At 37.3% G+C, this 25,078-nt stretch carries 27 protein-coding genes; 6 read left to right on the forward strand and 21 right to left on the reverse strand.

Going from position 1 to position 25,078, the window contains the following annotated elements:
* The 4 genes from JOC76_RS13695 to JOC76_RS13710 all read right to left on the reverse strand — a co-directional run bounded on the left by JOC76_RS13695 (position 1) and on the right by JOC76_RS13710 (position 3,759).
* A complete protein-coding gene (locus JOC76_RS13695; RefSeq protein WP_205178396.1) occupies positions 1–189 on the reverse strand; it encodes a hypothetical protein in 189 nt (62 codons plus the stop codon).
* Between the two features lie 127 nt (positions 190–316).
* Positions 317–1,537 (reverse strand): sugar efflux transporter, encoded by a 1,221-nt coding sequence (locus JOC76_RS13700; RefSeq protein WP_205178397.1) that lies wholly within the window; start codon positions 1,535–1,537, stop codon positions 317–319.
* A gap of 47 nt (positions 1,538–1,584) precedes the next feature.
* Positions 1,585–2,445, reverse strand: a complete 861-nt coding sequence (locus JOC76_RS13705) for a Cof-type HAD-IIB family hydrolase (protein ID WP_205178398.1) — start codon at positions 2,443–2,445, stop codon at positions 1,585–1,587.
* Between the two features lie 330 nt (positions 2,446–2,775).
* Positions 2,776–3,759 (reverse strand): aldo/keto reductase, encoded by a 984-nt coding sequence (locus tag JOC76_RS13710; RefSeq protein WP_205178399.1) that lies wholly within the window; start codon positions 3,757–3,759, stop codon positions 2,776–2,778.
* Positions 3,760–3,956: 197 nt separating this feature from the next.
* Between JOC76_RS13710 and JOC76_RS13715 the strand changes: the two genes are divergently transcribed.
* On the forward strand, positions 3,957–4,874 hold the full coding sequence (locus JOC76_RS13715; protein WP_205178400.1) for an AraC family transcriptional regulator: 918 nt from the start codon (positions 3,957–3,959) through the stop codon (positions 4,872–4,874).
* Positions 4,875–5,209: 335 nt separating this feature from the next.
* Here the strand turns inward: JOC76_RS13715 and JOC76_RS13720 are convergent, their stop codons facing one another.
* The 9 genes from JOC76_RS13720 to JOC76_RS13760 form a co-directional block, all read right to left on the reverse strand.
* Positions 5,210–6,190, reverse strand: a complete 981-nt coding sequence (locus tag JOC76_RS13720) for an aldo/keto reductase (protein ID WP_205178401.1) — start codon at positions 6,188–6,190, stop codon at positions 5,210–5,212.
* Between the two features lie 119 nt (positions 6,191–6,309).
* Positions 6,310–6,585 (reverse strand): HPr family phosphocarrier protein, encoded by a 276-nt coding sequence (locus tag JOC76_RS13725; RefSeq protein WP_205178403.1) that lies wholly within the window; start codon positions 6,583–6,585, stop codon positions 6,310–6,312.
* Between the two features lie 406 nt (positions 6,586–6,991).
* Complete coding sequence (locus JOC76_RS13730; protein WP_205178406.1) at positions 6,992–8,260, reverse strand: MFS transporter; 1,269 nt, start codon at positions 8,258–8,260, stop codon at positions 6,992–6,994.
* A 230-nt stretch (positions 8,261–8,490) separates the two neighbouring features.
* Positions 8,491–9,192 carry a ribose 5-phosphate isomerase A gene (rpiA, locus tag JOC76_RS13735; RefSeq protein ID WP_205178408.1) on the reverse strand — a complete coding sequence of 234 codons (702 nt, stop codon included), beginning with the start codon at positions 9,190–9,192 and terminating at the stop codon, positions 8,491–8,493.
* Positions 9,193–9,243: 51 nt separating this feature from the next.
* Positions 9,244–10,032, reverse strand: a complete 789-nt coding sequence (locus JOC76_RS13740) for an ABC transporter permease (RefSeq protein WP_205178604.1) — start codon at positions 10,030–10,032, stop codon at positions 9,244–9,246.
* Between the two features lies 1 nt (position 10,033).
* Entirely contained in the window at positions 10,034–10,807 is a 774-nt protein-coding gene (locus JOC76_RS13745) for an ABC transporter permease (protein ID WP_205178410.1), read from the reverse strand.
* Complete coding sequence (locus tag JOC76_RS13750; RefSeq protein WP_205178411.1) at positions 10,797–11,777, reverse strand: ABC transporter ATP-binding protein; 981 nt, start codon at positions 11,775–11,777, stop codon at positions 10,797–10,799. The genes JOC76_RS13745 and JOC76_RS13750 overlap by 11 nt, the downstream gene beginning before the upstream one ends.
* 82 nt (positions 11,778–11,859) lie before the next feature.
* Positions 11,860–12,696, reverse strand: coding sequence for a D-alanyl-D-alanine carboxypeptidase family protein (locus tag JOC76_RS13755; RefSeq protein ID WP_205178412.1), 837 nt, complete (start codon positions 12,694–12,696; stop codon positions 11,860–11,862).
* A 227-nt stretch (positions 12,697–12,923) separates the two neighbouring features.
* Complete coding sequence (locus JOC76_RS13760) at positions 12,924–13,067, reverse strand: hypothetical protein (RefSeq protein ID WP_205178413.1); 144 nt, start codon at positions 13,065–13,067, stop codon at positions 12,924–12,926.
* A 129-nt stretch (positions 13,068–13,196) separates the two neighbouring features.
* Here JOC76_RS13760 and JOC76_RS13765 point away from each other — a divergent pair, with 129 nt between their 5' ends.
* From JOC76_RS13765 to JOC76_RS13775, 3 genes are all read left to right on the forward strand, one after another.
* Positions 13,197–14,009 (forward strand): cobalamin-binding protein, encoded by an 813-nt coding sequence (locus tag JOC76_RS13765; protein WP_205178415.1) that lies wholly within the window; start codon positions 13,197–13,199, stop codon positions 14,007–14,009.
* Between the two features lie 124 nt (positions 14,010–14,133).
* Complete coding sequence (locus tag JOC76_RS13770; protein WP_205178417.1) at positions 14,134–14,688, forward strand: CBO0543 family protein; 555 nt, start codon at positions 14,134–14,136, stop codon at positions 14,686–14,688.
* 69 nt (positions 14,689–14,757) lie between these two features.
* Positions 14,758–15,759, forward strand: a complete 1,002-nt coding sequence (locus JOC76_RS13775) for a DUF3231 family protein (protein WP_205178419.1) — start codon at positions 14,758–14,760, stop codon at positions 15,757–15,759.
* Between the two features lie 97 nt (positions 15,760–15,856).
* Here the strand turns inward: JOC76_RS13775 and JOC76_RS13780 are convergent, their stop codons facing one another.
* The 5 genes from JOC76_RS13780 to JOC76_RS13800 all read right to left on the reverse strand — a co-directional run bounded on the left by JOC76_RS13780 (position 15,857) and on the right by JOC76_RS13800 (position 19,610).
* Positions 15,857–16,105 carry a hypothetical protein gene (locus JOC76_RS13780; protein ID WP_205178421.1) on the reverse strand — a complete coding sequence of 83 codons (249 nt, stop codon included), beginning with the start codon at positions 16,103–16,105 and terminating at the stop codon, positions 15,857–15,859.
* Positions 16,106–16,278: 173 nt separating this feature from the next.
* Positions 16,279–16,968, reverse strand: coding sequence for a polysaccharide deacetylase family protein (locus tag JOC76_RS13785; protein WP_205178423.1), 690 nt, complete (start codon positions 16,966–16,968; stop codon positions 16,279–16,281).
* Between the two features lie 18 nt (positions 16,969–16,986).
* Positions 16,987–17,649: a TVP38/TMEM64 family protein gene (locus JOC76_RS13790; RefSeq protein ID WP_205178425.1), complete on the reverse strand. Its 663-nt coding sequence runs from the start codon at positions 17,647–17,649 to the stop codon at positions 16,987–16,989.
* 31 nt (positions 17,650–17,680) lie between these two features.
* Positions 17,681–18,856 carry an MGDG synthase family glycosyltransferase gene (locus JOC76_RS13795; RefSeq protein WP_205178426.1) on the reverse strand — a complete coding sequence of 392 codons (1,176 nt, stop codon included), beginning with the start codon at positions 18,854–18,856 and terminating at the stop codon, positions 17,681–17,683.
* A gap of 91 nt (positions 18,857–18,947) precedes the next feature.
* A complete protein-coding gene (locus tag JOC76_RS13800) occupies positions 18,948–19,610 on the reverse strand; it encodes a phosphatase PAP2 family protein (RefSeq protein WP_205178427.1) in 663 nt (220 codons plus the stop codon).
* 180 nt (positions 19,611–19,790) lie between these two features.
* Between JOC76_RS13800 and JOC76_RS13805 the strand changes: the two genes are divergently transcribed.
* Both JOC76_RS13805 and JOC76_RS13810 read left to right on the forward strand, forming a co-directional pair.
* The gene (locus JOC76_RS13805) at positions 19,791–20,507 is read left to right on the forward strand and encodes a response regulator transcription factor (protein ID WP_205178428.1); all 717 of its coding nucleotides are present in this window, start codon (positions 19,791–19,793) and stop codon (positions 20,505–20,507) included.
* A complete protein-coding gene (locus JOC76_RS13810; RefSeq protein WP_205178429.1) occupies positions 20,497–22,110 on the forward strand; it encodes a HAMP domain-containing sensor histidine kinase in 1,614 nt (537 codons plus the stop codon). The genes JOC76_RS13805 and JOC76_RS13810 overlap by 11 nt, the downstream gene beginning before the upstream one ends.
* 142 nt (positions 22,111–22,252) lie before the next feature.
* Here the strand turns inward: JOC76_RS13810 and JOC76_RS13815 are convergent, their stop codons facing one another.
* From JOC76_RS13815 to JOC76_RS13825, 3 genes are all read right to left on the reverse strand, one after another.
* On the reverse strand, positions 22,253–22,795 hold the full coding sequence (locus tag JOC76_RS13815) for a CBO0543 family protein (RefSeq protein WP_205178430.1): 543 nt from the start codon (positions 22,793–22,795) through the stop codon (positions 22,253–22,255).
* Positions 22,796–22,976: 181 nt separating this feature from the next.
* On the reverse strand, positions 22,977–24,092 hold the full coding sequence (locus JOC76_RS13820; RefSeq protein ID WP_205178431.1) for a mechanosensitive ion channel family protein: 1,116 nt from the start codon (positions 24,090–24,092) through the stop codon (positions 22,977–22,979).
* Between the two features lie 223 nt (positions 24,093–24,315).
* Positions 24,316–24,990: a DUF421 domain-containing protein gene (locus tag JOC76_RS13825; RefSeq protein WP_205178606.1), complete on the reverse strand. Its 675-nt coding sequence runs from the start codon at positions 24,988–24,990 to the stop codon at positions 24,316–24,318.
* Positions 24,991–25,078 lie beyond the last annotated feature (88 nt).

Here is a 25,078-nt window from a genome sequence, read left to right on the forward strand (position 1 = left end):
TCAGTTTAATAAATTTAATATTATCATTAATATTATAGTAATAGAAAAGAAAACTACTATAAAAAACCCAAAGTACTTTAATCTTCTTGGAAATTTTTTTAAACTAGCTTTTCCAAGATTTGAAGCGTTGCCTTCTACTTTATTAAAATGGTCTATAACATCATTAAATGGTTTTTGGTCCTCTCCCATTTAGCACCCCCCAATTGTTAAATTTTAACATATTAATCTAATGATTAGTAAAAATCTCTACGATTCTCAAAAAAAAAGCAGCCCAATATGGACTACTTATCAGATATTGCTTATTTTCCCTGTTTTACTACACTGACCTCGTCTGTCCTGTAGTCACTTCCATTTCCTCCTGTGGTCTTGATCGCCATAGGATAACGAATGATAATGTCACAAGGACCAGACATACCCAGTTAACATAACGAAACCCGATAAACTGAGCTATAATGCCACCGCCGAGATTACCAACTAATCTTCCAAGTGTGGACCCATTGGAATAAATGGTGGCAGACATCCCCGGTGAGTTCGGCAGAAGCTCCGTGAAATAGCTGAGTCCATTACCCATGACAATCGCAACATAGATGGCCTGCAGAAGCTGTGCAGCGATTATCTGCCAGGAATCGGTCGATACACTTAACACGGTAAAATAGATAACACCGATAACGCAGCCAATCATCATCAAGGCATGGTTTGATATTTTTTTGCCCATTCCACCTAGCGCAAGCATAATAGGGATTTCTAAACCAGCACAAATACTAACGACCAATCCCACATCAGTATGGGTACCATGAAGCACCTTTACAATAAACAAAGGAGTATTAATCGCGTTAATAGCATTCACTGCAAACAGAAAAATAAAGGCATTAAACGGCTGCCGGATCTGCCTGGTTTTAAATAATGAAATATCGGCACCTTGTCTTTTCCTATTATTGCTTTGAACCATTTTGCGGTTTTGCAGAAACAGGAATACAAGTGATGCAATGATAAGAAAAATCGCTGATGTACCTAGAAACAGTCCCTTATATCCAAATGCTCCTAAAATAATTGTACCACCTAATGGTCCTATTAAGAATCCAAGAGATACAAGTGAACGCAAGGTAGACATCGCAAAAGTCTTATCATCTGTTTTGCTTTCATTAGCTGATTCCTGTGCGGAGGCATAAATTTGCGGCATGGCCGCAGCACCCAACCCATTAAAAATCGTTACAACTATAAGCAAAATATAGAAATTATGAAAAACTAAATACGAACCATATCCCAAAGCCGAAGAAAGCATGGCGACAATGATAATCCATTTCCGATCCAGTCCGTTGTCCGAACGTTTCGCAATGAACGAGTTCACCACAACACCGCTTAAGGAACTCACCGCCATGAACACGCCAAATGCCCCCGTACTCATTCCTAATTCTTCGGTCGAATATAAGGATAAGTAAGGCATTGTAATCGAAATGCCGATCCCGACCAGTAGCAAACAAAGGACAAATAAACTATACCCTTTAATCGCAAACAAATTTTTTAATCGTATAAGCAACGCTTAGTCCCCCCCTTGGTGCATATTGTTAAAATGTAAATACACCTCTATTTCTCTGTTAAAATGTATTTTTCAATCGCATAAGCCACTCCATGTTCATCATTGCTTAACGTAACGATATCACTATGCTGTTTCACTTCTTCTTCGGCATTTCCCATTGCAATCGATAATCCTGCTGCTTTCAGCATGGGAATGTCGTTTCTCTCATCACCAATTGCTACGGTATCTTCTATTGGAATATTAAAATAGTCTGCCATTATTTTTAGCCCGGTTCCTTTATGTCCATTGATATGCGTCACTCCTAGATTAAATGGAGAAGATGAGGCAATCGTGATTTCTTCAACCGCTTCCAACTTCGTTTGCAACCGTGTTTTTTGTTCAGGGTCTAATCCCACAATCAAGAATTTTTGGATCAAATATTCGCTATTATCAATGATTTCTTCAATTTGATTAAAAAGCGAGTGTCCATGAACAAGAGGAGAAGTGGTGAACATTTTGAAATATTGATTCTCATAATATTCTTCAGGGACACGTCCTGATGAAAGAACATCTTGTAAACGTTGATCCCAATTTCTCGGAGCAAAATGACCTTTGTTAGTAGCCATATTAAATGGTACAGATTCTTTTTCGATCTCTAATGCTATTTTTTTAGTTTGAGATAGGGATAAAGAGGTTAGCTCCAAAAGTTTTCCATCCGCATACAATGCAGTTCCGTTACTCGCCCCTACAGGACAGTTTAATCCGTACTTAGTTAGCTGTCCATTAATGGATTTTTCTGAACGTCCAGATAATGCCATCACAATATGTCCTTCTTGTTGAGCCTTTTTAATCGCTTGTAAGGTTTCTTCACTAATTTCTTTTTTAGAGTTTAATGTTGTTCCGTCTAAATCAAGTGCAATCAGTTTCATCTCCGCTGTTCTCCCTTTAATCATTCTATTTTTTATAAATAAAAACCTAAATCACTAAAATAGAAGACTTAACAAGTCTACTATTTTAGCGATTTAGGTTTTGCCTGATGACAAGTAACAATCCAATTAGGTTTTGCCTGTGTACAACAGTAACAATCCTGAATCCGCTTTAATTAATTCTATACCTATATTATAAACACAACAAAGATTCTTACAATGCTTAACTCACCACTATTTGTTCATTATTAAATAAATTAGCCAAAATTGTTCATTATCTATAAATCTAAGTCAAAAAAGATTCTCAAGATGTTGTATTTAAAAAATAGACCATTATTTCCCCACTCGATTTGCATATTCTGCTGGATAACGATCCCCTGAAATCTCAATCTTTGAAAGTGCTTCGTTCAAATCACGTAGTTCAACGTGTGTTAGTTCAACTCTCACTGCGCCAAGATTTTCTTCCAGTCGCTCCAATCTACGTGTACCAGGAATCGGAACAATCCAAGGTTTCTGGGCAAGTACCCAAGCTAATGCGATTTGAGCTGGTGTTGCATCTTTCCCTACCGCAATCTTCTTTATTAATTCGACCAAAATCTGATTAGCTTCAATATTTTCTAGTGTGAATCGTGGAACAATGCTACGGAAGTCGGTGCTAACAAATGTGGCATTCTTATCAATTTTTCCGGTAAGGAAGCCCTTTCCCAACGGACTGAACGGAACGAAGCCGATTCCTAGCTCATCAAGTGTAGGAAGCAGTTCTTCTTCCGGTTTTCTCCACATCATCGAGTATTCACTTTGAATAGCCGTAAGCGGCTGGACCGCGTGTGCACGGCGAATGGTTGCCACGCCTGCTTCAGAAAGTCCCCAATGCTTGATTTTTCCTTCCTTGATTAGGTCTAGGATCACACCCGCCACTTCCTCGATCGGCACATTCGGATCCACACGATGCTGATAGTATAAATCAATGGTTTCAATGTTAAGTCGTTTGAGCGACCCTTCCACTGATTGACGAATTCGTTCCGGCTTACTGTCAAGTACCTGCTTTCCATTTGCCATTTGAATACCAAATTTAGCAGCAATGACTACCTTATCCCTAAATGGAGCGAGGGCTTCACCAACTAGCTCCTCGTTCACGTACGGACCATATACTTCGGCGGTGTCAAAAAAAGTAACACCTCGGTCAATGGCCTTATGGATGAGCGCTATCATTTCCTTCTTATCTGATGCCGGACCATACCCATGACTCATTCCCATACAACCAAGTCCGATAACCGAAACTTCTAAGCCGCTTTGTCCTAATTGACGTTTTTGCATAAAACAACTTCCTTTCTATTATATGGTTGTCATTTAATTGTTAACGTTTAAACTACTCTCTTATTATGCATCAAGTCATAACCCTACCGTTATCCTAATCCTCCTAAAAGATTGCCTATTCCTCTCGCAGTCATTTACGTTTGAAAGAAATGTGCATTATAATGGAACAAACAGATGGAGGATTTGAGGAGGAACATATGTCGGAGCCAATTTTTAAGAAGCAGAATGAACTCGCGAAACTCATGGATCGTCATATTGGAAGTGATGGTGTTCATGTGACCACTATTCCGTCACTATTTTTCATTCGTCAATCGAATGATATCGGACCAAGACACAAAGTGTATAAACCTTCCTTATGCATTGTCGTTCAAGGGGCGAAAGAGAATTTGCTGGGGCAGGAGCGGTTTAGGTACGGTCCTTCGGATTACCTTGTTACATCCGTTGATTTGCCGGTTACAGGACAAATCATGGAAGCCTCTTCGGATGTTCCTTATTTAGCTCTCAAACTTGAATTTACTCCCGATCAAATTTTAGAAGTTTTAAGGGAATCCATCATTCAGGCTGGTCCTAAGGAAAATGCTAAACGAGGGATGTTTGTCAGCCGGATTGAGGCACCATTGCTGGATGCAGTAATTAGACTAGCTAGTTTGTTAGACAAACCACAGGATATTCCAGTACTTGCTCCTCTATTTACGAAAGAAATTCTCTATAGGGTTCTACAGGGTCATCATGGAAGTGTGCTCAAACAAACGGCAATCGCAGGAAGTTCGACCAATCAAGTAAGAGACGTGATCGATTACATCATGAAAAACTATGAAAAGTCGATTCGCATTGAGGAGCTAGCGGAAATAGCCAATATGAGTGAATCTACACTTCATCGGCACTTTAAAGAGGTAACCGCAATGAGCCCCATACAGTTCCAAAAACAACTGAGACTGCAAGAAGCCCGCCGTCTATTGTTATCCGATTCTACAGACGCAACCGATGTTGCATTCCGGGTAGGCTATGAAAGCCCTTCGCAATTCAGTCGTGAATATTCGCGCATGTTTGGTTTTCCTCCCAGAGAAGATATTAAGCGCCTGAGAATGGGATCTGATCAAAGCGTTAATGGATAGCTCTACTGATTATCTCGGCAGAATAGAATATTCTACCTTTTAAGTAAATCAAGTGGAATTTTTTCGGTTGAAAAAAGCAACGAAATAGGAAGAATATTGAATGTTCTTTCCTCATTTCGTTGCTTTTGATTTTAGTTCTATTTTTAAATATTGTTTGTCCTCCATAATGAAGGACGCTTGCGCATTAGAATGATTGTACATTGTCTTTAATCATCTGGATGAAAGACACTTTTTCGGTGAACCTCACCCGATTTGTCTTTCATCGCCTCGTTGAAAGACACTTTTCCGTTAGAACTAAATTGTTTCTCTTACAGAACATGTAGCAAACACTACAATTAATTATGACCCACTATTGGGTGCGGAACATACGGTTCTTCTAAGAAAGCAATTTCTTCAGTGGTGAGCTTAACCGATAGCGCCCCTACAGCATCTTCAAGATGAGATATTTTAGTAGCACCGATAATAGGAGCGGGTACCGGTTCTTTCTGTAGCAACCATGCAAGGGCAATATGAATCCGCGGAACACCATATTTTTCTGCCATAGCAGCTACCCGCTCCACGACCAATCGATCGGCATCTGCAGTGGCATCGTATTTTGATTTTTGAATTTGATCCGTTTCAGATCGATGCGTTGTTTCCGACCAATCACGTGTCAATCTTCCTGAAGCAAGCGGGCTATATGGAGTCACTCCGATTCCTTCTTCCTTACAAAGAGGTAACATTTCCCGCTCCTCTTCACGGTAAATAAGATTTAAGTGATTTTGCATTGACACAAAGCGAGTCCATCCATTTTTTTCTGCTACATGTAAAGCCTTTTGGAATTGCCATGCGTACATCGCGGAAGCACCAATATACCTGGCCTTCCCCGCTTTTACCACATCATGTAATGCTTCCATCGTTTCTTCAAGTGGGGTATGGTAATCCCAGCGGTGGATAATAAAAAGATCGACATAATCAGTTCCCAATCTCTTAAGGCTCTTATCAATTTCGCTCATGATAGCTTTTCTTGAAAGACCGGCACCATTTGGCCCTTCATGCATACGTCCATGTACCTTTGTTGCGAGGACAATTTCATCACGATTGGCATAATCCTTTAGAGCTCGTCCAAGAATTTCCTCACTTGTTCCCATTGAATACACATTTGCCGTATCAAAAAAATTGAGGCCAAGATCAAGCGCTTTTTTAATAATAGGGCGACTCTGCTCCTCATTCAGTACCCACTGATGAATCCATTTCTCCGCTTCACCAAAGCTCATACAGCCTAGACAGAGCCTAGAAACGTCCAATCCAGTATTTCCAAGTTTCATATATTCCATTTGATGATTCCTCACTTTCATTTATTAGACAGTATTGGTGTGATCTATGTACTCCTTATTATGCATCAAATGAAAAAGAAACCGTTATCCTATTCGTATCAAGTTTTTGCCTATTTATCTCAATGAATGAATCTCCTATTTCTCAAATGCTCTTCTATAGATTCCAATGCCTGTTGCTCGTCAATTCCTTCAGCCCTGATTTGAAATGGAGCACCTGGAATAATTCTCAAGGACATAATATCCATTATGGACTCAACCGTGTAATTTAGTTCAACAGTAGTCCCTTGAAATTCAAGACATAGGTTTGATGTAAATTTATCGGCAACACTTACGATCAAATTTGCTGGACGGGCGAATCCAGTACTCGCTATAATTTTATATTGTTTTTCAATCATTGTTCACCAACTCCTTTTGATTTGCCTTAAAAAAATAAAATTTAAAATGAACATTAAAAATTTCATTTTTTTGGTCTTTATATCCAAATTATGCAACAAATTAATAAGGAACCGTTATCCCATTTGTATCAAATCTTTGCCTAATCCATTCACATCTATGTTATTAACCGACTCAACAGATGTTGTTGATGTCGTGTTTCGAGTGGGCTATGAAAGCCAACCTTCTCATTAACCTTACTGTATCTTTAAAGAATGATTGCTCGTTTTAAGTTAGTAAGGGCAAGGGAAGACAGTGGTATGAGAAAGTATTTATACCTATCAAGCTACCAATTGTAAAGTTCGTGTAAAATATAAAAGATTGATAACCGCAGCTATCAATCTAAATGTATGAGGTAAATTGCTGATATTAAGAAACACTCAAAACGGATTTTGCCTCTTTTTTTGCTTCTTTTATTAAACTAACACCTATCAATCCTATGAAAGAAAATAAGACAGGAATAATGAATCCATAATGATAACCAACATTGATAGAATGTGGAGGGAATAAATCGAGTACATTTCCGAAAAAACTAGGCAATAAAACGGCGCTTAAGAAGCCGCCCATATTGGCAAACCCAGATACAACCCCTACTTCTTTTACAGGAAATGATCCTCGTACAACACTGAAAGTTAACGAGCTTGCTCCATTTCCAAAACCGATGATAAAAAGTAAAATCACAACCATCATAAAGGGAGGATTCACGCCTAATAAAAACAACCCAATCCAACTAAACAACACAACCACATGCATCAAAGTATATATTTTTTTAATAGAATCTAGTCTGCTTGTAATCCAGCTAACTAATGGGCCGCCAATCATGGCTCCAAAAAGTCCATACATAATAAGCTGGCTTGCCTCTGACCGTGTTAACCCAAATACATGGATCCCGTATGGTACTCCCCACGAACCGATAAATCCTACATAGGTACCTACTACTCCAAAGTGGCAAAGAAACGTTGCCCATGCTTGACGAGTGGAAAACACACGGCGGAGGATTTTCCAGACACCTTCCATGTTTCGATCAGAACCTTTTTTCACTTCAGAAGCATCTATAAATAGTTTTTTCGGTTTAACTACTAAAACAGTATAAAGTAGATAGGATACCCCCGCTAAAATCATTCCAATACTAAGGAATGGTATTCTCCAGCCGGCGATTGAAATCCACATGGAAAACGGTATAGTGGCTGATAAAGAGCCCAATCCCGCCACTAATGAAATCATCCCCATTAATTTTACAAATTCCTGTGCCTTAAACCATTGATTTAAAATTAAAACCAAGTTCACAAAAATCGTTGCATCTCCCATTCCTACAATCAGCCGTGAGAAAATTAACACATATTCATTGGGGGAAAGACTGTAGGTCAGGCTTCCGATTCCATTAAGTAGTGTACCAAAAATAAGAAGTCGGTTGGGACCATACCGGTCTGCTAACAATCCCACAGGAATTTGAAGCCCTGCATACGCTAAAAATTGAATTCCACTCATAATACCTATTGTGGCAGCTGAAACATGAAATTCTTTCATTAATTGATCGGTGATAAGTCCAGGAGCCGTTCGTTGACTTACGATTAAAAAGTAAGCAAATAAAACGGTTCCAAATACGACCCATCTGTAGCCGCTCTCCTTTTTGTTCATCTTGAAGTATCCCCCTTGTCTATATCCATGGTGCACTTTTAACATTTCTCACTATAAATAACATCCGCTTCTAATTATAAACTGAAACAAAATCATTACAATTGGTAAATGAGTAAAATCTGTTGATTAATGAACAAATTTATTAATAATGTCGTTTATCTATTTCTAGATTCAAAGTAAAAAGGCAAGCTTAATTGCTTGCTCTTTTACTTTAGGTTTTTAACTCCGGTTTATACCATTGGCGATTCAACTTTTGAAATCACTCTAACATCGTTTTTCTCTGCAATAATGAGCTTTGTAACTTCCTTTGTAAATAGACCGGTTCCGATAACTCCATCAATATTGTTTAAATAATCATTAAGCTCATTAAAATCATTTACGGATTGAAATTGGACGTCGATCAAGAAATTACCGTCGTCCGTTATGGTGTAACCATCCTTTATACTGCTTCTTCTAACAGTAGGCTCCCCACCGATTTTTTTTACATTTTTTATTACATAGCTTAAGGAATCTTTTATAACTTCCAGTGCGATAGGATATTTACAGCTTAATGTATCTGAGTACTTTTCTTCATCTATGAGCAAGATATACTCTTTAGCCATGGCAGCAATTAATTTCTCTTTTGTATGGACGCCGCCCCCGCTTTTTGAAGCATAAAAGTTTTTGTCTACCTCTCCACATCCATCAAAGGCAACATCCACCTCATCTACAAAATAGGTTTCCAGCACTTCTATACCCTTTTCCACACAACGCCTTTTTGTATCATAAGATGGGGTTACCACTTTTACCTTTAATCCATTTTTGATTTCTTCATCCAATAATTCTATTAAGCATTCAATATTTCTACCAGCACCTAATCCGATAATAAAATCATGGTGAATATATTTCATTGCTTCCTTGGCACAAAGTTTTCTTAACTCATTAGCATCCACATTATTTACCTCCAAATTTTTAAAAAATAAACATCCAACATTATTTAGATTTTAACTACTCGCACTAGTATAATTCGCAAGAGCAAACTTCCAGAATCGACGAGCCAGCCAAAAGAACACAACTGCGACAATAAGCGACGCAACGGTTGTTCCACCATCCCACTTTCCAATTAAAGAACTTGCCGGGGTAAAGGTAAGAAACGCAGCAGGTAAGACATACGTTAATGCCATGCGCATCCACCCTTTATACATCGTGATAGGAAACCGGGTTGTTTCAAAAAAGGAGTTGAATAAGAAGGATAAATCATCCATTCGAATCACCCAAAAAGCTGTGGTCATTAATAACATCCATAATGAATAAATGATCAATAACGCAGCAAAAATGCTAATTACAAAGAACCCTACATCCAGTAAAGACGGGATGAAATGTTTTTGAAAGAGACCATAGATCATTAAGCCAATCCCTAAAACAACATCAATCAAACGCCAGAATACCAGGTGCCGCAGACTGACAAAAAACATACTATCCACTGGTTTTGTCAGGACATAATCTAATGTTCCCAATCGAATATGCAAAAGTAGTCTCGGCATATTCGGGCGAAGAGCGAAATCAATCAATCCTTGCAAGGTATTATAAATACCAAGCAGGATTAAAACATCTGCGTATACCCAACCACCTAATTGATCCGTCTGATAAAAGAAAATTTGAACCATTAAAACCGAAACAATGATACCAAATATGCTTGAAAAGAGATTGCCAATAAACTCGCTTCGATATTCTAGCTCTTCTACTAGACATGTTCGAAAAAATTCTTTAAATATCCGCCAATAACGACCCATGTTATCCACCAACCGCCTGATTTTTCTTTAATCCAGCCTTCCATAGCCACCCGATGGCTCCAATGAGAAGTACAGTCCAAATGAAAGAACCGATAAATCCAACCATTAAGGTTTGCTGATCGGCGGATTTGGTGAGAATTTCTAAAGGAAAGCCGATCATATAACGGTAAGGTAAGAAGGTACTGATTTGTTTCACAATCGGTGGTAACAGAGAAAATGGGGCGATACGGCCCGAAATAAATAATGAAACGGTTTCGAACGTTGCATAGACAGCGGTCACTTTGGTCATCCAAAAACCCAAAATGCCAAACATAAAACTAAAAGCAAATCGAATAATCGCACCAAGCACCAGCGCTGCTAAAAATAATCCCCATTGGCTGAATGATAAATGTAATTGAAGAGAAGGAATAAAAATTGATAAAATGAGCCAACATGGTACCAAAATAACTAAAAACAAACCTTTATAAACAATATTTTCAGCAATCGCCCAATGAATCGGATGAAAAGGTCGAACGATTTGATAGGAAAACGTTCCTTCCCGTATTTGTCGATCCATTTCCCAAATGTCCCAAGCACTCGTTAAGCGTTCTACCATGATTAAGGAAATAAAGTACAAAATAAAAGTATCTCCCTGATCTGGATAAATATTAATCCAGACCATCATGGTAATTAAAGGCTGGACCATGGTTCCAAACATCCATACCATCGTCGAGAGTTGATAAGAAAACATCTCAACATACTTCATCCGTAAAATGGCTCGATATTTAGTAATCATGTGATTCCTCCTGAAAAGCTAAGGTAATCACTTCTTCCATCGGCGGGTCTTGGATATTGAGGTCATTAATTTCAAAATTAGCAAGCAGTTCAGATGAAACAATCGGTACACGGTCTCGAGCGACTCGAAGTGTCAGTCTTCCATCTTCAAATGAAACAACATCCCCGAAGGACTCCCATCGACCGTGTGACCCAGAAGGAAGTCGAACCTCTAACAATTTATATGGAGTTAATCTTTCCGTTAAAACTTGTAACTCTCCATCGTAAAGTAGTTTCCCATGATTTATAATTAATACTCGCTCACAAAGGGCGGTTACATCTCCCATATAATGAGAGGTTAGCAGAATAGTAGTTTTATATTCACGATTATACTTGGCAATAAATTGACGCACCTTTTCTTGCGTATCCACATCCAAGCCAATCGTCGGTTCATCTAAGAAAAGAATTGATGGACGATGTAATAACGAGGCAGCCAATTCACATTTCATTCGCTGACCAAGGCTAAGGTTCCGAACAGGTTTTCCAAGTAATGGTTCTAATTCTAGCAATTCAACCAGTTCGTCTAGGGTCTGCCTAAACACTTTTTCATCTATTTCATAGACACTTTTATTAACTAGAAAGGTTTCCATCGGCGGGATATCCCAAATCAATTGACTTTTCTGCCCCATGACCAAACTCATGATTTTTTTATATTCATTCTTCTGTTCCTGTGGTTTAAAACCGTTCACTTCAATTTTTCCAGAAGAGGGATGCAACAGGCCGGCTAACATTTTAATCGTTGTTGTTTTACCAGCCCCATTGGGTCCTAAGAAACCCACGATTTCACCTGTATTAATGGAAAAGGATACATCCTTTACCGCATCAACGGTTTGGTATTCCCGTTTGAATAAACTGCGTAATGCTTCTGACCATCCCTCCTGTCTGACATGGACACGAAAAGACTTATTTAAATCTTGAACTTGAATAGACATGTTTCCTCCAACGATGAATTAGTAATCATTCTCTATAAGTATAGATATAACAATTGCAGTAGGACAAGTATAAAAATCGATTTTAATTTGAATACGCGCTCATATGCGCAAATGTATAGTTTGCCATCGTTTGAATATCGTTGTATTTTGATCGCTTATTCGACTTCATGACGACAGAAATGACTTCCTGGTCGCCCTTTTTTAAATATTCAACTAGCGTATGTTGTGCTGCATCCGTAAAACCAGGTTTTCCAGCAATGGCGTGGGGATTGTTATAAAAGTGAAATAAATTTCGGATGTTTTTTTCTTGTCTGCTTGTCTTAATTTGGGTGGTTCGGGTAGTCATAACATCCAGTACATTGCGATGTTTAATCGCTTCTCTAGTAATTAGAGCCATATCATAGGGTGTTGTATAATGGTTGAAGTGATGGAGGCCATTTGCTGTTACGAAATGGGTGTTTTGAAGACCCCATTGTTTGACCCTTTGATTCATAAGGTCTGCGAACCCTGTTTCACTGCCAGCCACGTTTTCCGCTATCACAACCGCTACATCATTTGCACTCAATAATAATAAGGCCTTCATCGCGTCTAGTTTAGAAATTCTTTCTCCTGCAGTTAGTCCAAAACATATGCATTCTTGATTAGCCGCATGACGACTAACCGTTAAAATTTCCCCATCTTTCATTTGTTCATCCAAAATTGTGGCCGTTAATACCTTCGTCATACTTGCCGGATACGCTCTTGCATGAGCATTTTTGTTATAGAGAATCTCGCCTGTCACGGCATTGATCGCGACTCCGAACTCTCCTGCTATGGAAGGCGTGTCGATTTCCGCTTTACTCACCTTCTTTAATAACGATCCATTTAAAATCAAAAGGACTAAAATGGTACTTACTACGAGTTTCTTGATGTTTACCATGCTTTCCCCCCGTTTTACGACCCTTTTTCATTGGTTACTCCAGCTGATTATCCGTTATATTTTGTTCCATTTTTACTACAAATACACAAAAAAATCAGGGACCGCCACAGCAGTCACTCCTTGATAAATAATTAACTTAGGCCTTCATCCAATCATAATTAGGTAAATGCTCATACTTTACCTGTAACCATACACGAAAGGCTGATATTATGTATTATTACATCATTTTACATCCCTACCATCATCACATTCATTACAATCCTTGGCATGGACCGATATTTCCTCCCATTATTCCGCCCCCGCCGGTACCACCTGCCGCAGTTATCTATCGGAATTTGCTGAATACTTACCATTCTGATATGCTTTTCCATTAATTTTTCTATTGCCTTCTTTTTAGTTTCCCCCCTTATGTATTACATCTTTTTAAAATCTATATACTGTTATCCTTCAAGTAATGCATTATGATATTAGTAAGAGAAAATTTTAAGGGGGGCATTTAGTTGAAATTAGTTTCAATATGTCCGAGCAATACGGAATTAATAGCGTATTTAGGGTTAACTACTTCATTAATTGCAGTGGACAATTTTTCCGATTGGCCTGAAGAAATCAAACAGCTTCCAAAGCTTGGACCAGATTTGGAAATAGATATGGACAAAGTGGAAAAATTGCACCCTGACTTGGTGTTAGCGTCTCTATCTGTTCCAGGCATGGAACGGAATATTATGGAACTGGAAAAACGAAATATACCGTATGTGATTGTACCTAATCCTCAAACTTTACAGGAAGTCGGAGACTGTCTTTTATTTGTTGGAAAAGCAACGAAAACTGAGGATAAAGCAAAACAAGTGTATGAAAAATTCATTGGCATTTTGGAGAATTTTGACTCACTAAGTAATCAGGTAGATACACGTAAAACTCTTTATTGGGAATGGTGGGCAAAGCCTATCTTTACTCCAGGTGCGGGGAGCTGGTTAACAGAACTAAGTAAGCTTGCAGGTGGAAGAAACATATTTGAAGATAGAATGGAAGCAAGCGTTCAAACGGATTGGGAAGACGTAAGACTCCGAAATCCTGACATCATCTGCGTGGTATGGGTGGGTGTACAGAAAAACAAGGTTAATCCACAAGTAATCCTAAAGCGTCCAGGGTGGGAAGATATAAAAGCAATTAAAAATAATCACCTCTACATTCTAGACGAACCGCTTTTTTGCAGACCGTCCCCTCGGCTGTTAAACGGAATGGCTAAAATGGGATATCTTCTACATCCTGAAATATATCCAAAATATCATGATGGTAATGATTTGTTACTTTAGAATCAAGGGGACGGTTCTTCTGATTTGGAATCAGAAGAACCGTCCCCTTGATTCGAAGAATGATTTAACCTAAATAGTTAAGAATAAGGAGTAAATTGACGTTTAACATAAGGCGGAATTTTTGATGAAACCTCCGAAGATTTATCAAGATGAATTAGAAAAACTCACGGAAATGAACAATAAGGCTCAGGAGATAAAGTTTGATATATGGAATGATCATGTAGTTTTTACTGCTCATTGGTGGATTACAGTTTTCTTAACGATCGTCCCTTGGATCTTATGGTTTTTTTTTCGTAAAAAGGATAGTTCAAGCCGCTTGTTATTTGCTGGCTTTTTCTCCATGATTGTTTCAATACTATTTGATTTCATAGGTACAAAACTTGGATTTTGGTTATATTATTATGACTTAATGCCATTCATCCCTTCGTTTTCACCTTGGGATATTACCCTAATTCCTGTACTTATTATGTCTTTAATTCAAATTAAACCAAGTGTAAATCCATTTGTGAAAGCCCTATTATTCAGCATAATTGCTTCATTTATTGGAGAACCCTTGTTTCGCCATTTCGGATTTTACAAACCAATTAAATGGGATTCTCTCTATTCCTTTCCAATTAATTATTGTATTTTTTTAATTGCTTATTTTCTCAGTAGACGAAAGTCATTTAATGAAGTGTAAATTTATATTTAGGAAGCATTAAAATGGGATGTTTAAGGTTAAATTATAGGAAACAGGAGGGATGAATGAATGACTTCTAGTGCAGTTCCGATCACTTCATCAGAATTGGCAAATTTGTGGATGGCTTTTCAAGAAAAAACGATGATCCTCAGGATAGTAGAGCATTTTATGGAACATGCGGAAAATGAAGAAAAAGAACTTCTACAGTCACATTATAATGGGGCTTTATATGCCATTGAGACCATTACGGGAATTCTCCAACAAGAAGGTGCGGTCATCCCGATTGGTTTTACTGAAAAAGATATACATAAAGGTGTTCCAAAGTTATATGATTTCTTTTATGATATTATGTATTTGCACTTAATGACGAAAGTGGAAATGAGCCTTTATTCCCTCTTTTGCGGCATGTCCTATCGCAAAGACATTAATAATTTTTTTATCAAGTTGACCGCAGAAGCAGAAGAAATGAACTTACAAGCTACACAATTCCTTTTAGAAAAAGGCGTGTTGGTACGTCCAGCCCTTGTAACGATGCCTAAAGAGGTACATTTTGTACAAGATAAGGACTACCGCAGTGGGTTCCATTTATTCGGAGACCTAAGGTCCCTAAATACAGTCGAAGTCTCGCTGATTCATCATGCGATTGAAACGAACCTTGTCGGAATGCAATTAATGATTGGATTTGCTCAAGTGGCTTCAAATAATGAGGTACAAGACTATCTTGTCCAAGGAATGAAATTGTCCAAAAAAATCGAAATGGATTTAGGAGAATTTTTACGGCAAAGTTTTATTGAACCTCCGGCTACACATGCAGGTAAAGCAACTACGTCAAAAATAGCACCCTTTTCTGACAAATTAATGATGTATAACACCGGTTTGCTAGCATCCTTTGGACTCGGTAGCAATGCTTTAGGCGGTGCATTTAGTTTACGAAGTGATTTACCGATCAAAATGGCGCGCCTTGCAGCAGATATTTTCACCTTTGCTCAAGATGGCGGAAAACTTATGATTAAAAATGGCTGGATGGAAGAACCTCCTCAAATTGAGGATCGAATTCAATTAACGAAATAAATATATATCCCACTATCAGTTAGATACAAATGACAAAATAGCTGTCTCAGATGACAGCTATTTTGTCTTTCATCTCATGCTCCACCTACGCATGGGATTAAAAGAAAAATGGGAAAAAAGCAAAACCAACAAATGGAACGACAACAGGTGGTCTAAAGAAACAAGGTCTTGGCCCAAAAAAACCGAATCCGTATCCATTACTAGAACCGGACGAACTTAATTCTTCAATTTCAAGCCCATCTTTTCTAACCTTAACTACTTTACCAATGGACCATTCGCCTTCCGCATTTCTAAACTGAATCATTTTGCCTTCTAAACGACGGGCACGTTCATAATCCAATTGCATCAAATTCCCCCCTTTAGCATTGATAATATTTGGAATACCCTATATATATATTATTTTTGCTAAAGATTGGCATGGACAAACACCATTCACCATTTAAAATTTTAGAATCATGGGGACGGTTCTTCTGATTCGGAATCAGAAGAACCGTCCCCATGATTCTCTACTCTTTAACTCTATAATTCATCTAATCTTACACAAGCCATCCCGCGGTTTGATAGTTCTCTCAAAACATCTATTAAAGCATGAATGGTATTCATCGGAGCATCTTCATCTGCTCCAGGGGTTAGTCCGCAATCATGCAAGAGAATCACATCTCCATTTTTGATATCCATCAACAGTCTGTTTTTAATTTTTTCACTTCCACCTCTACTGCGCCAATCCTCTGCCATGACTGACCAATGGACAATCTTGTACTTCTTCATAAGTAAAAAATCAAGTAAGTTTAAGAGACCCCATGGCGGACGATAATAAACCGGACGCTCCCCGGTAATTTTTTCAATACTATCTGCACTCTTATTCAAATGCCGACGAATGGTCCAAGGAGATAAAACCCAGTTAGATTTGTGCACATAATTATGCATTCCGATTAAATGCCCTTCAGCATGCATTCTTGCAATCAACTCAGGATATTTTTCCGCTTTAGACCCCACAACAAAGAAAGTTGCTTTTATATTATTTATTTTTAGCAAATCCAACAGCTGTGGTGTATAAAGAGGGTTGGGACCATCATCAAACGTAAACGCAATTTTTTCAGATGATGCATTCCTTTTTAAAACCCCAATCCCTGCACCGGCAGTCAGAATAAATGGAACCAGCCAGTAAAGTGCAAGTAAGAACAATACAAGTACTAAGTAGATTAACATTTCCTGCACTCCCCTTTTTTATCGTTCATTCATTCTTTTCTTCATAACAACACTGAAAACACTTGATAGGATAAAGAGTCCGCCCCCAATCATAATAGGTATCAACCTTCCATGTCGCACGCCTGCAAACAAACTGCTCACTGTTATGGTATAGGGCAAGATACCTAAAGCGGTTGTCCAAATAAACGCCCATATATTTACTCGCAATAAACCAGCACTATAATTAATGAAATGGTAAGGAACCAATGGGACAAAACGGATAAGTAAAAGCCCGATATTCCCCTGTTTCGAAAGCCAACGATTTATTTTATCCATATATGGTTTTGCCAAAGGTTCAATAATCGGACGGGCAATCCAATTAGACAAATAATAAGCAAGCACGGCGCCTAATATCCCGCCCGTCCAAGAATAAAATCCGCCCTCTACCGGACCATATATGCCGATAAGAAAAAGAGAAATAAATTCGCCCGGGACTGGAATTACATTTACTAGCGCTTGAATGAGAATCCCGATTAAAATTCCAATAACACCTAGATTACGAATGGATTCAAACCATATTTTTGCTGTTCCTGAATGAAGACAGTATATATATAGTCCAATAAAAAGTAAGAAAATAAGAAAACTACCAATGGAAAGTGAGCGAGATATGAATGATTGCTTTTTCTTGTAAGAATCTACCATAGAATGTTCTTATTCACCTTCTTATTTGGACTTACAAACCAAAGGAATACCCGAATTCATTTAAGCTATTATTCGTTTCTTTTATTTGAAAGATTACCTCTACTGATGCAAACGAAGATTCTTTAGGGTGAAATTGTTTGGAATTCTCCCTCATCTGTTGAAGTAATGCTACATTGCTTAATAAAGTTGATAATTGTTCCGTTAAATCCTGATCTGAATTGGCTTGAACAGCCACTCCTGAACGGACTAGGAATTTAGCATTATCCTCTTCTTGACCCGGAATCGGTTTATAAAGAAGCATTGGTAATTCCATGGCAATTGCTTCAAAAGTTGTCACTCCACCTGGTTTTGTAATCATTATATCAGAAATGGCCATTAACTCATGAACATAATTGATATAACCAGTAAGATGGATTTTATGTTTAGAATCTTTTAGTTTTTCCTTTAATTGCATTCGAAGTTTTTCATTATGTCCACAAACAATGATTAGTTGGACCGGCTCAGGTAATACCTCAAACTCTTGCAAAGTTGAACTGCCATCACCAATTAAGCCACAGCCGCCTCCCATTACTAAGACGGTTTTCATATGTGGATCTAAACCATGTTTCTTGAAAATTTCCTCTCGTTGAAATACTTTAGCAAATTGTTGGCGAATCGGAATCCCTGTATTCGCAATGCGTTCCTCTTCAACGCCTAATTGAATGAGAGATTCACGGACAATCCTTGAGCCAACAATATATTGATCGGTAAGAGGATAAATCCACAAGCTATGGTCCGTATGGTCGGTAATTGTGGTAACCGTTGGAATATCAGTTAAACCTAAAGATTTCAATTTTGACATCACTGCAGCTGCCAAGGGAAACGTACTAACAACGACCGAAGGATGCACCTCTTCAATCAATTTCAACATCCGTCCAAGACCTGAAGAAAATACATTCTTCATCATATTTGATAATTTGTTGACTCTTCTCGTTTTTTGATAAATATAGCCGTATACTTGAGGGAATTTTTTCACTCCTTGCATATATAGAAAACGGCTTACTTGATTTGAATAAGGATGAACCCACTCCATAAAATCAAAAATAACGGGTTCTAATTCAGGAAAACGGATTTGTATTGCTTCATCAAGAGCTTGGGCAACCTGAATATGTCCATCTCCATAGTTTCCGGTAAGGATTAATACTTTCTCTTTATTAACTAATTTCATTTCTCTCCACTCCCCTTAAATGTTAATATGACTGTTTCTTTATCAGAACGTAAGTACACATTTACCGGTGGGTATCTAAATAGTTACATGTCTAGACTGAAAAGGACTTTTTGGCAACTGGCTTTATGGTTTGTTTTGGTACTAACAACCAACCATAAACAACGTCGACCATTTTAAATAAACATTCAACCAATATAATGGCGGCAAACACATCCATCAGCACATGTTGTTTGATAAACAAGGTGGCAAGGATGATGGAGGTTGAAAAACCTCTAATGCCCCACTTGATCCAGCCATTTCTCCATGAACAATTCCGAATGGATCGTATCATTAAATAGCTGCTCATGACATGAATGCTTGGAAAACAATTATAAGGTTGATCAATTTGATAAATATACTTCAATAATTGTGAAATTAAATCATTTCCTGTAATCTCAGGACGTACTGGACCTACTGTTTGATAAAAATAATAAATGATAAAACAAGCTAATAATCCCAAATCAAAAACAAGAATCGTTTTAAATGCAAGTGTAGAATCTTTGAAACATAAGTAAATTAACGTTATGGTTAAGTAACCAACCCAGGCAACATAGGGAATCACAAACCATTTCACTACCGGTATGGCTTTATCTAAACTTGTAATAAGCGTATGAACTCCGCGAGTGGGTGTATTTAAATAGGGATAAACCAACATCATGGCTGGGATACTCATCAGAAAACAAAGCATCCCAACGATTTTCCATTTTTTATTCATCTTTGTTTCCTCCTCGTGTATCTGTATGTATGTTACAAAAAACTTCTTAAGGAAACATACCGTTCCTTCTGAAGATTTTCTTAAAAGTAAATGAAAATCTTCAGAAATTCTTCAGAAATTCTATTGTCTTTTCTTAAGAGGAATAGAGTACACTTTAGGCATTAGAAAGGAGAGTTTTGCATGTCACAAGAAACCATTCTAATTATTGATGATGAAAAAGAAATACGTGATTTAATCGGGATTTATTTAAACAATGAAGGATATAACGTATTGAAAGCAGCAGACGGATTGGAAGGCTTGCAATTCCTGGAGGAAAACAATGTTCATTTAGTCGTTTTAGACATCATGATGCCTCGTTTAGACGGAATCCAAGCCTGTTTGAAAATAAGAGAGAGCCGAAATGTTCCTATTATCATGTTATCAGCAAAATCGCAGGATATGGACAAGATTATGGGATTAACAACCGGAGCAGATGATTATGTCACAAAACCGTTTCAACCATTGGAATTAGTAGCGAGGATTAAATCACAGCTCCGTCGTTATCTTCGTTTGAATCACATGGATGGAGCCCAGCAGCCCACTACACCTCAACAAATGGATGTCATTTCAATAGATGACTTATTAATCAATGTCTCGACACACGAAGTGACAGTTGATGGAAAAGAAATCAAATTAACTCCAAGGGAATTTGCCATTTTGGAGTTATTGGCTCGGAACCCAGGTGTAGTATTTAGTACCGAAAAAATTTATGAACGGGTATGGAATGAACCATTTTATGAATCCGAAAACACCGTCATGGTTCATATTCGTAATTTGCGTGAGAAACTGGAGCATAACCCGCGAACACCCAAGTATATAAAAACCGTTTGGGGGGTCGGCTATAAAATTGAACAATAATAAAACGATTCTCCCCTTCCTTAGAAGTGGCGGCTACTTGGATAAACTGGTCCAATTAGTCAAGACAAGCATCCGAATTCAGGTGATAATCGGTTTTGTTCTTTGTATTGCTATTTCAACGCTTGTTGGTTTGGCAGCAAGCCCCTTCTTTTTTAATGAGGATCGCAGACTTGATTTTACAGAAGGCGTTGTCACCATCGATGAAAGTGCTCGAGATTTAATCCGACAATTCAACGAAATGAATCAAGATCTAAACGGACTGGTTATAGAACTAGGAGATCAAGATCCTGCTTTTAAAAGGCAATATCTAAACCGCGTTCAAACAAATACTAAAGGCTCACAACCATTGCTTACAGTCCCTTACGAAGGGAACTCCGTCTATCGAATAACTAAGAATGAACTAATTCAATATGTAATCAATAAACCTAAACAGCAAACCAATCTTTTTGCACTACTTACAAATTCAGATGGAAAAGTTCTATATAAGTCCCAAGGGGTTAGTGAAACAGTAGTTGATATCCAAACTGAAATATCAAAATCCCAACAAACCCTGGTTGGAAAAGAGCATAATAAATCTCCCACGGTGACAAGGATTTATCAAATCACCCTGGAAGGTGAAAAGCACTATATCATCGTAAGTGGCGTTCCGAAATCAACGACGGTTTATATGAAAGAAACAGGTGTTACTCCCTATGTTCTTGGAGTTCTAACATTCATTCTCTGTTTTTATTTAATCACCAAACGAAAAATGCGGGAAATTGAGGAGATTGCTTTAGGATTAATGGAGATAGCGAAAGGAAACTTAAAATATCGGATTCGGGAGAAAAGTCAAGATGAATTAGGCTCTCTAGCGACCAATATAAACTATATGGCTTCAGAATTAGACGAAATGATTGAAAGACAAAGAGAAAATGAAAAACTAAAAGATGAGTTAATTACGAATGTTTCTCACGATTTACGAACACCACTAACATCTATTATGGGCTATTTGAGATTAGTCAAAGACCATCAATACAAAAAGCAAAATCAATTAGATGAATACGTGGATATTGCCTACGGAAAATCGGAGCAATTAAAAAAATTAATCGAAGATCTGTTTGATTTTACACGATTAACATATGAAGGTACCCCACTCAAAAAAGAAAAAGTAAGTTTAAATCAAATGCTTAGACAGCTGATTGGCGAACTAGATCCGATTGCTAAAGATCATCAGGTTATGTTTGATACCCATCTGCCAAAAGAACCAATCTTAATGGAAGTCGATCCAAATCAAATGGTTCGGGCATTGGAAAATATCCTAACAAATGCCATCAAATATAGTACGCCACCTGGAAACATTGTTGTTAAAATGGCAAAGAGTGATCAATCCGTTCAAATTTCTGTTGCCAATCCCTGTGAAGCATTATCTAAAGATGAGGTGACAAGATTATTTGATCGGTTTTATCGAGTCGATACATCCCGATCCTCTAACAAGTCCGGAGCCGGATTAGGATTGGCTATAACCAAAAGTATCGTAGAGCTGCATCATGGTACCATTCATGTGGATTATCAGAGTCAAATCATTGAACTTTTAATTACATTACCACTTCAGCAAGAAAAATAACAAAAAACAGGGCCGTCATTGGCGGCCCTTTGTTAACTTTAAATTTATTTTTGATTCTTATCAATGGTCCATGTTATTTAGAATAAAGGAAGTATGTAATATACAGAGGATGGTGCACAGCTCCCTGGCGTTTTAGGTAAAGTTATGATGTATATTGTTTTGATTTATTCTTTACAAAATCAATAATAATTTTGGCCACAACAAGCATTAATATGGTTACTAAAAAGGAATAGAAGTAATTCCAATGATCTAATTTATATAAATCGAAATGAACAAAAATAGGAACCCCAATGAAACATATGATAGCTGATATGAAAATTGTGGCCAGAAAAAAAGCCTTCCACTTACTGAAAAATTGATACGTTAAAGTCATGATGACTGGAACTACCGCAAAATCTACCGCATTAAACCGGTGAGTAAAAACAACTAACTGATGAGGATAACTCCAAAAATCAAAATAAGAACCTATTTCATTTCCAACACCCACAATGACAAAATGAACGACAAAAGCAAAAGAAATTAACAACATTCTGTAACGGTCAATTAAAAAGATGAACAAAATCAGAAATAAGACATTTACAATGACAATTCCCCACCATCCAAGGCTAAAAAGATCATGATGTAGCCATAAGTCATTTTGTATTGAATGATAGTGGCTTCCCATTTTGTCAGTTTTACTGTACATTATTTCATCCCTCACTGTCGTTCAAATTCAACAGTAATAGATTGTTCCTCTTTTTATTAGTTATACCTTGACTTCATTATATAATTTAAAAAGTATATAAATAAAAAAGGACTACAGATGCAGCCCATTTTTTTGTAACTATAGCACAAGTATACCTAATATAAACATATTAAAACTAAAATCAATCAAATGATCCCATGGTTTGATATAATTCATTTGATTGCGGAGACACATAAATGGTTCGGCTTGGGAATGCGATTTCGACTCTTTCTTCCTCTAAGATTCCCATTATTTCTAAATTAATTTCATGTTTAATTTTCACATGTTCTGCCCAAACAGTAGAATTCGTGAAAAAGTAGACAAGAATATCGAGACTGCTCTCATTATAATGATCGAATGCGACCATAATCGTATCCGGATGGATCTCATCATGAGTCCTCAATAACTGTTCGATCCTAGCCACAACTCGTTGAATTCCTTCTTTGGTCGTTTGATAGTTAAGTCCGAGGTGAAAATCAATCTTTCTTTTCCCCATACGACTCCAGTTTGTGATTGCCTCGTTTGCAAGTGTCGCATTCGGAACCGTTACTAGAGCCTGACTAAACGTACGAACTTTCGTACTTCTAAAATTGATATCTTCAACGACTCCTTCAACACTAGGAGTTAAGATCCAATCACCAATGGAAAATGGTTTTTCGGTTACAATGACCACTCCACCAATTAAATTCCCAACTGCTTCTTTAGCAGCTAAAGCAATTGCAAGTCCCCCTATTCCCAGACCTGCCACCAATCCATTCACATCATAATTAAATTCCTGCCCGATTATACTGATACTAATCGCAATCATGATGACACGGATGATTCTGGCAATAAACGGAATAAGGATTAAATCAATTTTATTGTTGATTTTTTGATTAAAACTGATTAATAACCCCGAGGTTGGAGAGGACAAATTAAACAAACCCCAAGTAATTAAAACAATGATCATTGAGCGCAAAAATTTTAAAAATAAGGCATTGTGCTGTTCAATGAATGGAAAATAATCCATGGCTACGTACAAACCTACAATAATAAAGAACCAGCCTAAAGGACGTTCAAAGCTTAAACAGATTTGTTCAAAAAAATCTGTGGGTGTTTTTCTAGATAACTTTAAAATTAACTGAAACACATATTTTGTAAATAAATTTCGAAAAAGGATAAATAAAAACAAAATCCCTATAGAAATTCCTAGATTTATTAACATGTCATAATTTATAGCCGATGTAGAAAAACCCAAAACAAATGAATCTAAAAACATGAATCTACCTTCCCTCTTTTTAAAAAAACTTTAGAAAAATGATAATTTGGTAGAAAAACCGGATGCCCAAAACGCCAGTTTTTCATACCGTACAACGTAAAATAATAACTTTTTTAACCAGAAATTTGAATACATCAAAAGTCTTAGTTTAAAAGAAATCTTCTATAAAAAATAAGTTAGAGGTTAGAAGGCAAATGAAAAATGTAAATAATCCAAACCAATTTTAATAAGACTGTACAAATAAACCGTCCCCTTCAAGCCATTCAGCAATAAAAACATCTTTATAGTCTGTAATATGACGAGTGCTTAATTCCGATTTTAACCAAGTTTCTTTTAAGCCCAATTCATGAAGTTCATCCCATAGAACTTCACCATCTCTTATGATGGTTACGGGAACTGCAACTGCCTGAGAAGGCATATGGAAGTCTTCTTGAGTGGTTTTTTGGTATTTCGATTTTTTTAGGATACTGATGGACCCGTTTGCCTCCAAATAGCAAAAAGCTACCTCGCGGATTGAAAAAGTTTCACTCTGTCGAAGTAAACTTTGCAATTGATTAATATTCATTCTATTTTTCCGCAATGCTTCACGGTCTACGACTCCATTTTTGATAAGAGCAGATGGTTTCCCTTCCACAATTCCTCTAAACTTAAGAAATTTTTGACTAAGAGATTCAACTGCCAAAAGTAATGCTCCCCATATTGTCATCGAATAAAAAATATAGAAGACACCAGCTTTATGATCGTATAAGGCATTTCCAAGCAATTCACCGAAAACAATAGAAGCGATAAAAGTGAATGGAGAAATTTGATTAATAAGTTTTTTTCCGACAAACTTAACGATTAAAAACAGATAGAAAAAACCAACGATGAGTTCAACAGTTAAGTTTATGATCTTCATAATAATGACAAACTCCATTCCTTTTTCAAGATTATACAAATCGTAACAACATTAAAAATTACCCTTATTTAATTTTTTCAATTTCTAC

This window comes from Neobacillus cucumis, from assembly GCF_016908975.1.
GTDB classification, from domain to species: domain Bacteria; phylum Bacillota; class Bacilli; order Bacillales; family Cytobacillaceae; genus Neobacillus; species Neobacillus cucumis.